This is a genomic window from Sphaerochaeta halotolerans (assembly GCF_003429665.1).
In the GTDB taxonomy this organism is placed as follows: domain Bacteria; phylum Spirochaetota; class Spirochaetia; order Sphaerochaetales; family Sphaerochaetaceae; genus Sphaerochaeta; species Sphaerochaeta halotolerans.
Window position 1 is genome coordinate 92500 of sequence record NZ_QUWK01000008.1, and the last position, 15445, is coordinate 107944.

Consider the following 15445-nt stretch of genomic DNA (forward strand, 5'->3'; position numbering starts at 1 on the left):
CATATGGACACCAATCAACCAGACCTCCATGAACTGATCGAGAACTCTGTAATCTCTTCTTCATTCCAGGAAGAGGGGGACAGACAGGAGAATATCCTCAGACCAAAGTTGTTGAAAGATTTCCAGGGGCAGCAACGCCTCAAGGATAATCTTGCAGTCTTTGTGCAAGCGGCACGGGAACGAAAAGAACCACTGGATCATACCTTCCTTATCGGCCCCCCCGGACTGGGGAAAACTACGTTGGCTAGTATTATTGCCAATGAGATGGAAGCAGAAATCAGAATGACCAGTGCTCCTGCTTTGGAAAAGCCAAAGGATCTTGCAGGCATTCTTACCAATGTCACAGAAGGGTCTGTGTTTTTCATTGATGAGATTCATCGGCTCAAACCAGCTCTTGAGGAGATGTTGTACATTGCCATGGAGGATTTTGAGATTGATTGGGTCATCGGTCAAGGGCCTGCAGCCCGAACCATGCGTATTCCCCTTCCAAAATTCACCTTGGTAGGGGCTACTACCAAAGCAGGTTCTGTTTCAAGCCCCCTCTCCTCAAGATTTGGTATTACCTGTCATATTGAGTTCTACAATGAAAAGGAACTGGCAAATATCATCAAGCGCTCTGCCCAGATCATGGACATACATATTGAGGAAGAGGCAATCATTCTCCTATCTCGATGCAGTAGGGGAACTCCCCGTATTGCTAATCGTCTCTTGAGAAGATTGAGGGATTTTGCTTCGGTTATGGGTGATGGCATTGTTACCACTGCCGTCGTTGAACACGGAATGGAACGACTCGGCATCGATGCCAATGGGCTCGAGATGCAGGACCGAAATATTCTGAGGACAATCATTGAGTTCTATGACGGGGGGCCAGTCGGTGCAGAAACCTTGAGCATCAGTGTAGGGGAAGCAATTGAATCCCTCGAGGATTTCTATGAACCCTATCTGATCCAGAAAGGGTACTTGAAACGAACACCTCGTGGTCGTATGACTACTAAGCTAGCCTATGAATTGCTGGGGTTACCCTGTAAAAGGAATATGGATGAAAATCAAGGAATTCTCTTTTGACCTACCACCACATTTGATTGCACAAACACCTGCTGATAAAAGGGGTGAGGATCGTCTCTTGGTTCTGAACCGTTCTGATGGTTCCGTCATTGACGAGCAGATGCATAATTTTGCTTCCTATCTTGATGAAGGCAGTGTTGTTGTAGTGAACAACAGTAAAGTCAGAAAAGCTCGCGTGTATGCGACCAGTGACACGGGAAGTATGGTCGAATTTCTCTTTTTGGAAGAAAATCTCGACAACACCTGGCAGTGCATGGTTACAAAAGCAAAACGTCAGAAAGTGGGAAAACACTATACGTTCAGTGATGAAGAGGGTAGCTACATTCAAAAGGCTTGGATTACTGAAATCGGTGATGACGGGACAAGAACCGTTGCATTCGAGACTCCCCTGGATGAGGAATTCTTCAGACGGCTTGGACATGTACCGCTACCTCCGTATATCAAACGGGAGGATTCCTTTGCTGATGAAAAACGGTACCAGACCATTTATGCAGAAAAGGAAGGTTCGGTTGCAGCACCCACTGCTGGGTTGCACTTCACTGAGGAAATACTCTCTTCTATACAGGAAAAGGGGTGTACAATTGTTCCCATAACACTCCATGTTGGGCCGGGAACTTTCTTACCTGTGAGAACCGAGCACCTTGATGACCATACGATGCACTATGAGCGGTACAATATTAGCGAAGAAGCTGCAAAGCTCATTACCCAGGCGCATAAGGAAGGTAGAAAAGTCGTTGCAACAGGAACTACCAGTGTAAGAACGCTAGAGAGCGCCTTCAACAGCGAAACAGGATGCTTGGAAAGTGGGGAAGGGCGGACAAATCTCTTTATCCGCCCCGAATACCAATGGAAGGTGGTTGATCAACTTTTAACCAATTTCCATACTCCTGAATCCACATTGTTGGTACTCGTTTCCACTTTTGCGGGGAAACAACTCATAGACAGCGCATACCGGCATGCCGTGGATAAGGAGTATCGCTTTTTCAGCTATGGGGATGCTATGTTTATCCGCTAGAAGAGCAATTCCTGGATTTTTCTTGCAATCTCCTCCTTCGGGAGGAGCCCATCAAGTCGTACCAGCGTTACTTCCTCACTGAGTGCCTCGAAGATGCGTTCATAATTTTCCTTCACCTTTTCAAGGAACTCATGACGCTCAAACAGCTCCTCTTGGTCGCCTCTTCCCTTGATCCTTCTCAGGCATTCCTCTACCGGAGTATCGATGAAAAACAAGTACTGGGGGGAAGGGAAGGCGTTAAGGCTCCGTATGGTCTCGAAATTGCTGTCAACGCTTTGGTAAGCCAAGGAAGAATAAAGATACCGGTCACAAATGACCAACTTGCCTTCTTCCAAGTCCCGCATAAGGCCATTAACAGGATTGTTGAGATGGTCCTCGCGGTCCGCTGCATAGAGCATTGCCAAACATAAAGGTGTGGTGACGATTTGTTTTCTCAGCACGGAGCGCACAAGTCGCCCGATTGGTTTATCAGTAGGTTCAAAGGTTGCACGGCAGGGACGATCCCTCTGGTCACAATATTCTGCAAGCAACTGCATCTGGGTCGTGGTACCTGCACCATCCAATCCCTCGAATACAACAAAATTCTGCAATACTGAAGGCATATTCATATCTCCTCTTGTATCTCTATGGTACGGTAAATACATCATAAGGTAAATCAGTTTTTTCACGCAATAATGAGAGATAATCAGGAAAAGAGAGGTGCCCAAGCAATGCACAATCGGCTATACTGGCAAAGAAAGGAATAAGAGGCGTGCGATATCATACAACGTTGAAAGACATAGCCATCTCGTTACTCGTTCTTTTTAGCTGTGCCATTCTCACCCTATATGGGATGGTATATCTTGATATGCGCAATCCAAGCCGTTTCCTTTCCGATTACTTGATATCCTCCCTCGATAAATCCGGTTCATTCACCTTCACTGCGACCGGACTCGAACGAACGTTTCTCAAGGAATTGATAGTTCTCAACCCCTCCTTGAAAAAGGATGAAACAGTTCTCGTATCCGCAGAAGAGGGGACTATCGAGGGAGGGGTTCCCTTGTTGGTGCAATCATTCGTGCAAGGAGGCAAACGTGTCTCTCTTGAATTGGAACAGGCACAGGTGAAACTCGACGATTCGTTCTCCATCCCACAGGGTGGGGGATCCCCACCTACGCTTATCAGCCATTGGTTGGAAGAAAACACGTTCCAAATACACTCAAACTCTTTGGAAGGGACCTTCAATTCATCTGTTTTCACTGCAGAGATACATCAAGCAGCATTCAATTTTGAGATGGAAAGAGGGAATGAACTTCCTTCGTTGCAAGCAAGAGCAGGTGTGGTTTCCCTGCAGTTTGTTGATTCAGCTATAGCACTGGAAGGCACAAATCTCAACCTAAATAAGCAAGGAGATGTTTCCTTTACTTCCTCTCACACGATGTTCACGACTCAGCAAGGGAACGGAAGCATGGAAGACCTTGTCGCCCAAGGTTCCATCACAGGCTTCAACCTTCCCGACGATGTAAGTACATTTTCTCTCTCCGCCTCTGTTGTTGCTGTACAGATGCCCAACCTATCTATTTCTGTTCCAGAGTTCAGTGGTACTGCATTTCTTGAACTTGGGATTCCACGACGGGCAACCCTCTCTTTTGACCAGATGATTCTCAGCAGCGACGAAATGGAATTACATGCGCCAACAACCACATTACAAGGGACCTGGAGTAATGGACTGTTTTCTCTCGATGCGGCAACCAGAAGGGGAGAACCTCTTACCTTCATTTTACATGACATACTCGCTTTACACAGTGAAGACCTGATTCTCGATGCCCGATACATGGGCGATGGGGAGCATATCGAAGCGACTGTATTGCTTGATCAAGTGACCTACAGCAGAGAAGATCTTACAGCCCGGTTGGACTCTGTTTCCATTACTGGTGACGCACAATTGAAAGATACAATGGTGGAAAGTGCTTCTGTACACTTGACAGCTTCAAGTATGCTTTCTCTGGATTCTCAGGGAATTCAGGCTACTTCTCCTCTCACCTCAAGCTTACGGTATGAGCGGGAACGGTCTGCGTTGAGCGCATCCTTTACTTTTGAGGAACTGGCCTCATCTTTTACAGATATACCTCTTTATACCCGCCTTTCTTACCAAGGAAATGCTCAGGATAGACAGTTGCAGGCGGAAATCTCACTTGATGAGCGGTTCAATCTTCTTTCAGTGTACAACCTACCATATGAAGGAAATGGTTCCCTCCATATCAGCACACGTATGGACGAATTTCCGCTCTCATTTCTTTCTCCCTCGATTATACGCTATGCCCCATTCTTACAACCGTATTATGATGATGCAACGAACTTGATTGGAAACATCACGTTCCAGTCAGAAACAGGGAATGGTACCGTCATGCCATTTGATGGTACTTTGGCTATTGACCTGGCACTTCGAGAGATGAAGGTCGGTAAGCTTGAACTTGATGCCGGTTTTATTTTCCAGGGGTACGTAGCCCAGGATGTTCTGGATGTGGAAGCTTTGACGATTGCTACCAGTGGTTATCGTTTGGTGTATTCCGGAAAAACAGACCTGACTGATTGGCTGCCAAGTGGGCAGTTGGACCTCTTCAGGAGCTTTGACGGGCAACTGCTTGGAAGTATCAATTTCGATAAGGAACCACCAAAACAGTATCGTTTCATGATAACCACTCCTTTTGAGCGCTCACTCTCCATTGAGGGGATGGTCAGCTCCTCCCCCCAGAATCTCTTGCTTGGAAATGCCCAACTCGATATTTTTGATACACGCTATCCTTTCTCCTTTCGTCTTCAGACCAATACATTACAGCTTTCCATCAACCAGGAAAAGGCATTCTCACTTTCCACAAATCTAGCGCCTCCGATTATGGCAGAGATCACCAGTAGTGGTTTGACCTTGCCAAATCAAGGATTCTTCGCCAATGCCGAAATTTCAGGTGATCTACGGATTGGTTTCAACAATTCCCGCAGTTGGAATGTGTTAAGTGATCTTATTACCATCGGTGGTGTAGCATTCCAGGGACACACTTATACACTACAAACTGCCGTATTACTAACACAAGACACACTATCTCTTCCTGATATCTCGCTTACTGATGAACAGAATACAGAACTAAGGAGCAAGCTTTCCTATACTGGCTCAGATTTCCTTACCCTGGGTGAACGCTCCTTCCTTGCACCCTTCGATGCATCGTTTACGCTAGAGGCCAACAACGAGCGAACCATTGCCATCTCCCTTATGGGTGAAGATTCACGTATCAGTGCACTTGTAAAACTTGATGAATTGCCTCTTGATCGATTTTTCACGTTCACAGAAGGTGTAGTCGTTGATTTGGATCTCCTAGGCTATACCGATCTCAAACAGACAATCAGTGCTGACGGCATACTGAATCTCAGAAGAGGAGACGGGACATTGTCCACCAAGATTGAAGCTGGGAATACAACGCTCAACCTATTCGATTCGCAATTTTCACAAGGAGACCTTTCCTATGCAGGCAATCTGTTGCTCATCAAGGGAAACAAAGCCTTAAGCGAGGGTACATTCTCTCATATTCGCCATCTTTCCTATAAAGACCAGGAAAGTACACTCAGCTATACCCTTGCACTCGATCTGGGAATGATGGAAAGTCTCTTAGACCTCCCTTCTGCAATATCCCCAATCCTAGGGGGAAAGGCAAAGGCTGTACTTTCGCTTTCAGACATCCTGCTTTATGGAGAGGGAGGGGTTGCCGATGGTGTCTATACCATTTCTCTGGATAAGCCGAACCTTTCTATTGAAAGTGATCTTCTTTCATTCAATTACAACCTAAGCACACAGCAGCTCAAGGGAGAGGCAGATCCCTTATTTGGTGTTGGTTTATCTGTAGAGGGGTCCCTTGCAGAAGAAGACTTCGGCCTTATTGTGGAAGATATATATTTCCCGTTGCATCTTCTCAACAGGACCATCCAGAAACCTGTATTCAGTTTTCTGGATGGTATTGCAGAAGGTGAGGTTTTCATTGGAGGAAGGAAGGATGCCATCCGTATCTATGGACAAGTTGCTGTTGACACAGCAAGGATGGAGCTGTTCTGGCTTCCTGAAGATATCATCACCATGAACAACGCTATAGCAACCCTGGATGGGACTAGGGTCATGACACCAAAGATTCCTTTCTTCTTAACCAATACTATCACAGGAAGAACTAGTGAAGGCTATGGTACCTTTGGTGCAAACTTCGATGGGTTTCATCTGCTCAATTATGAGATGCATGCAGACAGTGGGGAAGACATGGTCTATGTCTGGATTCCGATACAGGAAGTCGATGTGGACATCCGTACGTATGCCGGAGGTACCATAAACCTCTTTGGCGTGGGATCTGAGACGAGGCTCGAAGGTGATGTAACTGTTCAGAACAGCACTATAAGCCTGGGAATCAAGGACCTTCCCTCCTGGTATGTTGGAAGTTATCCAACCTATACCGAAATTTCCATAGTAACCGGTAGGAATGTGTCCTTTTTATACCCAAATACACCGAATCCCTTCATCCAGGCAACCATCACTGAAAACCAGAAGATCAATTTCTCCTATGATCTTATTGCCGATGATTTTGTCATTGATGGTGATCTCACCTTTAGAAGCGGGGAGTTTTATTATTTCCAAAAGAACTTCTTCATTACCGAAGGTTCGCTCTCGCTCCATAGTGATGCACTCTCTGGTCAGAACACCATCCAGCCAACAATCAATATGAGAGCAAAATTGACAGATTTTGATGCACAGGGAAATAGGGTGGACATTTTTCTTGTCCTAAGGGATTCAAGCCTTACCAATCTTAATCCACAATTTGAATCGACGCCGCCAAAGGATGTGAACGAAATACTTGAGATTCTTGGTCAGTCGATTCTTCCGACCGGTGCTTATGGACAGGTGAATCTGTATAGTGTTGCCAGTCTTGCAGCTGCTGCTACTGATGTAGCCGAGAGACTTGGGTATTTACAAACCAGCCAATCTACCCTACTCACTGATTCAATCCGCATTTCACTTGGACTCGATATGTTCAGCATCCGTAGCAATATCTTGCAGAATATTCTCATCGACGCCCTACCGGGAGCAAGCTTGGCCAACCTCAGCCCACTGGCACGGTATCTGAACAATACCACGATATTCATGGGCAAGTACGTAGGAGAGCAATTCTTCCTGCAAGCATTGGTGCACCTTACTGCTATCGACGGAACTGAAGCTACCCGAACATTCATCTATCCCGACCTTTCACTTGACCTTGAGCTGTCACTTGACTGGCAGAACCCAATAGGGACATTCTCCTTTTTTACCCAACCCAACGAGTTGTCGTTCGTCAATATTTTGGATACCATTGGTTTTAGTGTAACCAGAAGGTTTGTTCTGCGTTAAACAAGAATATAGAGGAGCTATCATGAACAAGCGGAAATCGCGCCGACTTTTTTGCGCAATCCTTATCCTACTTTTTTCCCTTTCTCTGGTTAGTGCCGCTGAAGAGACCCCATGGTACATGGGTAAACGAATTGCATCTTTTTCCAATACAGGACTGCAAAATGTTGAAGAAAGCATTATCTTGGATATTCAGTATGCATACTTGAACGAACCTTTCAGTGATGCGTTGTTCAATAAATTGCAGGGAGAACTCTACGCTCTCGATTATTTCTCATATTTCCTTGCAGAAGCACAACGAACAGGGGAGGGTAACAATGAACTTAAAATAGCCATGGAATTTCATGAGTTGCCCTATATCAGCCAAGTTACGATTCAAGGCAATGCTGGGATCAAGACAAAGAACATCAAAGATGTCTTGCTCAGCAAGGAAGGAACATTCCTACAAGAACAGAATATTGAACTTTCCAAGAATGAGATTCGGGGGCTCTATGAAGAGAAGGGATATGCCGATACGGTTATATCATCCTCGTATGAAATTGATGAAACATCAAACACTGTGAGTCTGGTGTTTACCATAGAGGAGAACAAACAGAAACGTATTGGTGAAATAGTCTTTGAAGGTAATACACAATTAGCAAGCGATCAGCTTGCAAAACAACTTTCCTCAAAGACTATCAGTTATTTCAACAGTGGCTACTATAATCCATCAACCATAGAGACTGACAAACGGAACCTTATCACGTTCTATCAGAGTAAGGGCTTTGTAGATGCTACTATCTCTGATGTAAAGACAGAAGATATCAGCAGAGAGGATGATGAGTATACGAGGTTGAGGGTCATCTACCAGATAGATGAAGGAGAGCAATGGCGCTTCGGTGGCATCCAGGTCGAGGGGAACTCTGTATTCAGCGATGAACAGTTCCAAAGCCTCATCAGCATGAAAGAGGGGTCAATTCTTGACATCTCTCGGGTCCAGAAAGAGATAGAGGCCGTTACGGACCTGTATTGGAACAATGGGTATATTTTCAATGTAATCTCAAGTGACATGGTACGGGATGAAGAGAACAAGGTCATCACATTCGTTCTAAACGTCCAGGAAAACCAGCAGGCCGTTGTGGAAGATATTCGCATCGAAGGACTCACCAAAACAAAGCCCTATGTATTCGAACGTGAGTTGACCTTCAGCAGAGGTGATGTTTTCAGCAAAGAAGCATTGATCCGCAGTGCACAGAACATCTACAACACACTGATCGTCACTGATGTCAAATTTGACATTATCAATGGCAGTGAGCCAGGAACAGTCATACCTGTCTATACCGTTGTGGAAGGGAACCAAATGGATATCCAGTTCGGAGCTACCTTCGGTGGTAATGTGGATGGATTCCCCGTCTCTGGATTCCTGCAATGGTCTGACAAGAACTTGGGTGGTACTGGTAGGGATCTTGCGATTACCACCAACCTCAGCCCTGACACACAGAACTTCTCCATATCATTCACTGATGGATGGTTTAAGGATTATCGTTGGTCAAATGGTTTGACCTTCAATTTCGAGAGAAGCAAAAAAGAGAGAGTCTTGCAACGAGGTTTGGGAAGTGACTACTACACTGGTCATGATGATACTGCGTATCCCCTTGGATACAACAGTTATCTCAGTTATCTGGCCGCAGATAAAGCACTTCCTGCAAACTCGTATTTGATGAACTATCTATACTATCGGGTTTCCCTTGGTTACAACACCGGGTATACATTCATGTTCCGCCCCGGTGCCCTCACAGTCGGTGGAGGGCTTTCCATCGGTTTGAACTATGCTGATTACAATCATGCTGTTTATGACCCATTTGAGCGCTTGATCAAGGCATATGGAGAGCGTTGGCAGTTCAGTAACCGTCTCAGCCTCTCCTTTGCGTGGGATGGCCGTGACCGGATAGAGAATACCAGCAGGGGGTACTATCTAAGCCAGAGTTTCACCTATGCTGGTGGCATTCTTGGAGGCCTTTCCAACTACATCAAGTCTTCAACGTCTGCAAGTGGGTATGTTACGCTCTTCACATTTACCCTTGCAGAGAAAGATGCCAATGTCGTATTGGGTGCCACTACCACTGTCAGTGCTATGCTCCCACAGTACTATAATAACAAATATGATACACAGGGTTGGGATTGGTACGATGCAAAACAGGGTGCTACCCGCTATGAGATGCTTTATATCGACGGTATGAATACCGGTCGTGGTTTCTCCGTCATCTTTGACCAGGCGTACCTTTGGGACAACCAGGTTTCTGTCAGCTGGCCACTTGCACATAATGTACTTTCTGCAGAAATCTATGGAAGTGCTACGGGCGTCAGCACTGATTTGCAGAATATTGCTCCCTCTTCCCTTGCTTGGTACTACTCCATGGGAGCGGGGATCAAGCTGAAGGTACCAGGATTCCCTCTGGGATTGTATCTGGTGAAGAACGCAAGTTTTATCGACGATACCTTTTCTTGGGATGGTGGAACCATTTTCAAGGGAAGCAGTGAAGACAGTGGGTTTAAACTGGTACTTGCGATCACCACGACTTTGTATTGAGTATGAGCGCAGATGAAATTTTGACTCCAATGATGGTCCAATACCATCAGATAAAGGAGCAACACCAAGGGGAAGTACTGTTCTTCCGCCTTGGTGATTTCTATGAGATGTTCGAAGATGATGCAAGGGAAGTTTCACGACTTCTCAACCTTACCCTCACGAAACGTAATGGTCAGCCGATGTGTGGAATTCCCTATCATGCGGCAAAGACTTATATCAAACGGTTGCTCGAGGCCGGCAAGAAAATTGCAATCTGTGAACAAATCAGTCTTAATCAGGATGGTGGGAAAAAACTTGCGACACGTGAAGTGGTGCAGGTAATCACCCCTGCAACGGTTATCGAAGATGACTACCTTGATGCAGAACAATCCAGCTATGTCCTGAGCATCTCATTCCAAAAGCAAGGGATTGCAGTCAGCTATGCAGATATCACCACAGGGGAGTTCTCTCTGAGGACTGTAGCGAAAGATGATCATTATGGGTCACTGCTTTCAGTTCTGGAACAAATCCGTCCCAGGGAGATATTGGTCAATGAGGATGATTACTTTCTCTACCAGGACTTCCAAGGTCTCCTTGATGCCCAGCAGGCAATGGTCAGTAAACTTCCTCCTTGGCGTTTTTCAATCATTGATGGATACAGTTTACTGTGCAACCATATAGGCAGCACGAGTCTGAAAGCCTTTTCGTTGGAAGAGAAGGACCATCGTCTTTCCAGCGCCGGGGCATTGCTCTGGTATTTGCGGGAGACCGCCAAGACAAGCTTGAATCAAATTGAGTCGTTTACCGTGGTTGAAGAGAACCATTTCCTGCATATCGATGAAGCAAGCAGGAAAAGTCTTGAACTTGTCAGCAATACCAGTGACGGTAGTGAAAAATTCACGCTTTTCTCTGCAATCAATGCCACACTCACCAGCATGGGGACACGGCAATTAAAAAATTGGATCACTCGTGCCCTTACTGATGTCGATCAAATCCGTGAACGTCAGAGATGGGTCGAAATGCTTGTTGAAGATCGCGATGAACTCAGCCGGGTCAGGTCAATCCTGAAACAGGTATTGGATATCCAGCGTCTGACGACAAGGATAGCCATGAATAGGCAGGTCCCAAGGGATTTGACAGGAATCGCTCAGTCAATCTCAGCCTTTTTCCATTTGGTGGATGAACGGTATCAGGATCTTCTCCCAACAAAGTTGGAAGAAATGCAGCTCCAGACTTTACTGCAACTTGCCTCAGAAATACAGAAAGCAATCAACGATCAGTGGCAGGGACCTTTTGAGGAAGGGAAGGTCATCCTCAAGGGTTATGATGCACAACTGGATACACTGAGAAAAACCAAAACTGGTGGAAAGGAGTTGTTGGACTCCTATTTGCAGCAGGTAAAGGAAGAGACTGGTATTCCTACCATAAAACTCGCTTCAAACAAGATTCTTGGCCACTATATGGAGGTTACCAAGACGCATGCCGCAAAAGTTCCTGCCACCTTCTATCGCAAACAAACGCTGGTAAATGCCGAACGATTCACCAGTGATGCGTTGATCAAGCTGGAGCAGCAGATCTTACAGAGTGCTGCCTTGGCGGAAGAGAGAGAGAAAGAAGTCTATGAATCCTTGGTTTCCAAGACCAAGGACGTGCAACAGATGCTGCTCTCCATCAGTAGTTTTCTCAGTGACTTGGATTGTTTACAGAGCTTTGCAAGTACGGCAATCACCCACCAATATACCAAACCGAGTTTTGCGGAAGAGGATGTGCTCATTCTGGAAGGCGCAAGGCATCCAGTGGTTGAACAACATCTCCCTCCAGGGGAATTCGTTCCAAATGACCTTACGATCAAGAGTACAGGCAAACGGTTCTGTTTGATTACGGGCCCGAATATGGCAGGTAAGTCAACGTTCCTCAGGCAAAGTGCCTTGCTTGTTGTACTTGCACAAATTGGAAGTTTCGTACCTGCAACCAAGGCTAATCTTTGTGTAGTCGACCGTCTCTATTGCAGGGTGGGTGCCAGTGACAATCTTGCTCGTGGGGAGTCCACCTTCCTTGTTGAGATGCAGGAAGCCGCCCATATTCTCAGGACGGCAACAAGACATTCACTGGTTATTGTTGATGAACTGGGAAGAGGTACCAGTACCCAGGATGGCATGTCAATTGCCTATGCCATGATGCAGAAACTCCTTTCGATGAATTGCAAAACGCTGTTTGCTACTCATTACCATGAACTAGCCAGAATCGATACCAGTGCCATCCAACTCTTGACGTTACAGGTTAGTGAACAGGGAGGGGAGGTTAAGTTTCTGAGACGGGTCATTGAGGGAATTGCCAACAGCTCCTACGGATTGAACGTTGCAAGAATGGCAGGGGTGGGGCGTGATGTTATAAAACAAGCCCGCCAATTTCAGAGACAACACTTCGCTGAATATGACTTTGCAGCCATGCAACCGGATTTATTCAGTGCTGCAACTGAGGGTGATGAATCTTCTTATACTGCATTTGACACAAATGAAAGCGAAGTCATTGATGCCTTGGAATCATTCAACATTGATCAGTCCTCTCCCTTGGAGGCACTCTTGTTCCTGAAAGAATTACAGGAAAAACTGCAAGCGAAGTGACCATAATCCCTACTTGAAGGGTATGTGGTGCCGTATGTGTAAAACACTTTCTGATGCAACACTCTGTCCATCCTGTGCGCAGTCAATCAGAAAAGCAGGGTATGCGTTTCTTTTCAAGCATCGTTGTCCAGTCTGTGGAAACCCGGTGCTTGATTCCTCGTATGTATGTCCTGTCTGTACGACTGGGATGCTCGCATACGGACCCTATGAGAAAACACTTGCATCGTTGATCAGAAGGTACAAATTCGGGGGTGAAATTGCTCTTGCCCCGCTCCTCGCTGGATTGTACCTACCTCTGCTCTCTTCGCTGGAATCTCCACTGCTTCTTCCTATTCCCTGTTCCAGAGAGGGATATAAGAGACGTGGGTTTGACCAGATGGAGGTAATCACTTCATATCTTGCAAGAAGAGAGGGCTATGCACAGCTATCTCTCTTCACCAAGCATAAGGGTACACAATATAAGTTGCTTTCCAAGGAACAGCGTTCCCTTGAACATGCATTACAATTAACCAGTTCAAGAAGAAAGAAAGAACGATTCTCCCAGTTTTTGTCTGACGGTTACACGGCGGTGCTTCTGGATGATGTAGCTACCACGGGTACCACCTCAAACCAAGCGAGGGAGTTGTTACGATCATGTTTTGGGTGTAATGCAACGATTGTGGTACTTGCTGATGTATAAGTGTACGTGCATCGTTGACAAAGATAGGGGTTATCGATACTATTTTGACAGGATTAGTTGTTTATTGGGGATCGCCAACAGGCGCATCCCTTTTTTATGAACTTTTTTCAGGAGTAGTATGATACAGAAAGGAATTGAAGAAACACCTTTGTTTCGTGAATATGAACCTCTGCTCAGTGCAATGGGTATTACGTTGGTGGACATAGACGAGCTTATTCGTGGAAACAGTGTCCTGGTTACCATTGTGATCATGGCAAAGGAAGAAGAAGTAAACGTCGATCATTGTGCCAAGGTGTACCGTTTGGTGTATCCTCGAATGGAACTGACATTGGGAGACCGTGATCTTCAACTTGAGGTCACCACACCGGGACTGCAACGTACGATTAAGGATTTCTATGAGTTTAGCTTGTTTACCGGCAGGCGTGTACGGGTTTATGATACGAGTAAGCCGGCATGGGTAAGTGGCATCATCAAAGCATGTGATGACCATGCACTCACGCTTGACGAGGTATATATTGAGGATGGAAAAGAGATGATTGCAACGATGGTCGTCGAGTTGGCTAGTATACAAAAAGCTAAACTCGATTATAGATGGGAGGACAATTCACATGGCAACTGAAATTGGTGACGCTATTAGAAGTATGGTAGCGGAAAAGAACATTTCCGAGGAGCTGGTTATCAGCACCATTGAGGATATACTCCGCGCAGCATACAAAAGAAAATTCGGTACCGATGAGAATGCCGTCATAGAGTTCAGTGAAGACTATACCAGCGTTGAACTCGCAAGCAGACGCCAGATTGTCGATGATGACGAATGGTATAATGAAGTAACTGAAATTCCACTCAGTGAGGCAAAAGAAATCCATGAGGAGTGTGAGATTGGTGATGAGCTGCTCATTCCTGTTGACCTCAAGGAATTCGACCGCATCAGTGTGCAGAGTGCAAAACAACGAGCCCATCAGAGCTTTCGAGATATCCAGAAGGATACACTGTACAGCGAATTCAAGGCAAAAGAAGGTCAGCTGATCATTGGTTACTATAGAAGACAGTCTCCTACCGGTGATATCTATGTCGATATCGGGAGTACCGAAGGACTTTTGCCCAGGAGAAACCAGTCCAGTAGGGAAAGTTACCAGAGCAATGACAAGATCAAGTGTTATGTAGAGAGTGTAGAGAAGGCTGAGCGTGGTGTACGGGTCATCCTCTCGAGAACAAGCAGCGAATTGATTCGCAAGCTTTTCGAGGTTGAGGTACCGGAAATTGCACAGAACCAGATTGATATCATCAAGATTGTCCGTGAAGCAGGATACCGTACAAAGGTGGCTGTGGCATCACGTAATGATGATATTGACCCTGTAGGCGCCTGTGTTGGGTTGAAGGGAAATCGAATTCAGACTATCATGAGCGAGATAGAGGGTGAGAAGATTGATATCCTTCGCTACGATCCCAACCCGATCAACTATATCCGCAATGCGCTCTCACCTGCGCAAGTAAAGGATGTAGTGATTCTTGACAAGAATATCTATCATGCAGTGGCCATTGTGGAAGACACTCAACTTTCATTGGCTATTGGAAAACAGGGCTTGAACGTTCGTTTGGCAAACAAGCTGGTTGACTGGATGATTGATGTAAAAACCCAAGCTCAGTTTGACGAGATGGATATTGCCAAGGAAGCTCGTAGTAGGGCAGAAAGCATTTTCCTCGATGAGCAGGAGTATTATAACGAAGAGCTCGTTGCACAGAATGCAGGTGATATGCTGGAGACACAGGAAGGTGAAGTTGCCCTTCAGGAGAGTTTCGTCGATGAGGATGAGATTGCCCTCACTGAACTTCCTTTGGATGAGATGTTGCTGAAGAAACTCCATTTCCATGATGTGTATAGTGTTGAAGAGTTCATCAATCTCAGCGAAGAGGATCTTGCGAGCTTCAGTGATTTGAGCGAGGAAGAGATTATTGCAATCAAGGATACTATCAATGAGTATGTTGATATTGTTGAAGATGAAGAGGAAACTGAGACTGAGTATGTCTGTCCCAATTGTGGTTCTTCCATCACAGAGGATATGAATGTGTGCCCAAACTGTGGTACAGGTCTGGTATTTGAGGTAGAGTAAATTATAGAGGA

Annotated in this window: 9 protein-coding genes; 8 read left to right on the plus strand and 1 reads right to left on the minus strand. The window is 45.7% G+C overall.

Going from position 1 to position 15445, the window contains the following annotated elements:
• Positions 1–3 precede the first annotated feature (3 nt).
• Both ruvB and queA read left to right on the plus strand, forming a co-directional pair.
• On the plus strand, positions 4–1065 hold the full coding sequence (gene ruvB / locus DYP60_RS08785) for a Holliday junction branch migration DNA helicase RuvB (RefSeq protein ID WP_117330636.1): 1062 nt from the start codon (positions 4–6) through the stop codon (positions 1063–1065).
• Positions 1040–2080, plus strand: a complete 1041-nt coding sequence (gene queA / locus DYP60_RS08790; protein WP_117330637.1) for a tRNA preQ1(34) S-adenosylmethionine ribosyltransferase-isomerase QueA — start codon at positions 1040–1042, stop codon at positions 2078–2080. Before ruvB ends, queA begins: the two co-directional genes overlap by 26 nt.
• Here the strand turns inward: queA and tmk are convergent.
• Complete coding sequence (tmk, locus tag DYP60_RS08795; RefSeq protein ID WP_117330638.1) at positions 2077–2682, minus strand: dTMP kinase; 606 nt, start codon at positions 2680–2682, stop codon at positions 2077–2079. The two genes, queA and tmk, sit on opposite strands and share 4 nt — an antisense overlap.
• Positions 2683–2831: 149 nt before the next feature.
• Between tmk and DYP60_RS08800 the strand changes: the two genes are divergently transcribed.
• From DYP60_RS08800 to nusA, 6 genes are all read left to right on the plus strand, one after another.
• Complete coding sequence (locus DYP60_RS08800) at positions 2832–7475, plus strand: translocation/assembly module TamB domain-containing protein (protein WP_117330639.1); 4644 nt, start codon at positions 2832–2834, stop codon at positions 7473–7475.
• 22 nt (positions 7476–7497) lie between these two features.
• Positions 7498–10041 (plus strand): outer membrane protein assembly factor BamA, encoded by a 2544-nt coding sequence (gene bamA, locus DYP60_RS08805; protein ID WP_117330640.1) that lies wholly within the window; start codon positions 7498–7500, stop codon positions 10039–10041.
• A 2-nt stretch (positions 10042–10043) separates the two neighbouring features.
• The gene (gene mutS, locus DYP60_RS08810; protein WP_117330641.1) at positions 10044–12644 is read left to right on the plus strand and encodes a DNA mismatch repair protein MutS; all 2601 of its coding nucleotides are present in this window, start codon (positions 10044–10046) and stop codon (positions 12642–12644) included.
• A gap of 34 nt (positions 12645–12678) precedes the next feature.
• A complete protein-coding gene (locus DYP60_RS08815; RefSeq protein ID WP_117330642.1) occupies positions 12679–13323 on the plus strand; it encodes a ComF family protein in 645 nt (214 codons plus the stop codon).
• A 118-nt stretch (positions 13324–13441) separates the two neighbouring features.
• On the plus strand, positions 13442–13942 hold the full coding sequence (locus DYP60_RS08820; protein ID WP_117330643.1) for an LSm family protein: 501 nt from the start codon (positions 13442–13444) through the stop codon (positions 13940–13942).
• The gene (nusA, locus tag DYP60_RS08825) at positions 13932–15434 is read left to right on the plus strand and encodes a transcription termination factor NusA (protein ID WP_117330644.1); all 1503 of its coding nucleotides are present in this window, start codon (positions 13932–13934) and stop codon (positions 15432–15434) included. The genes DYP60_RS08820 and nusA overlap by 11 nt, the downstream gene beginning before the upstream one ends.
• The last annotated feature ends 11 nt before the right edge of the window (positions 15435–15445 follow it).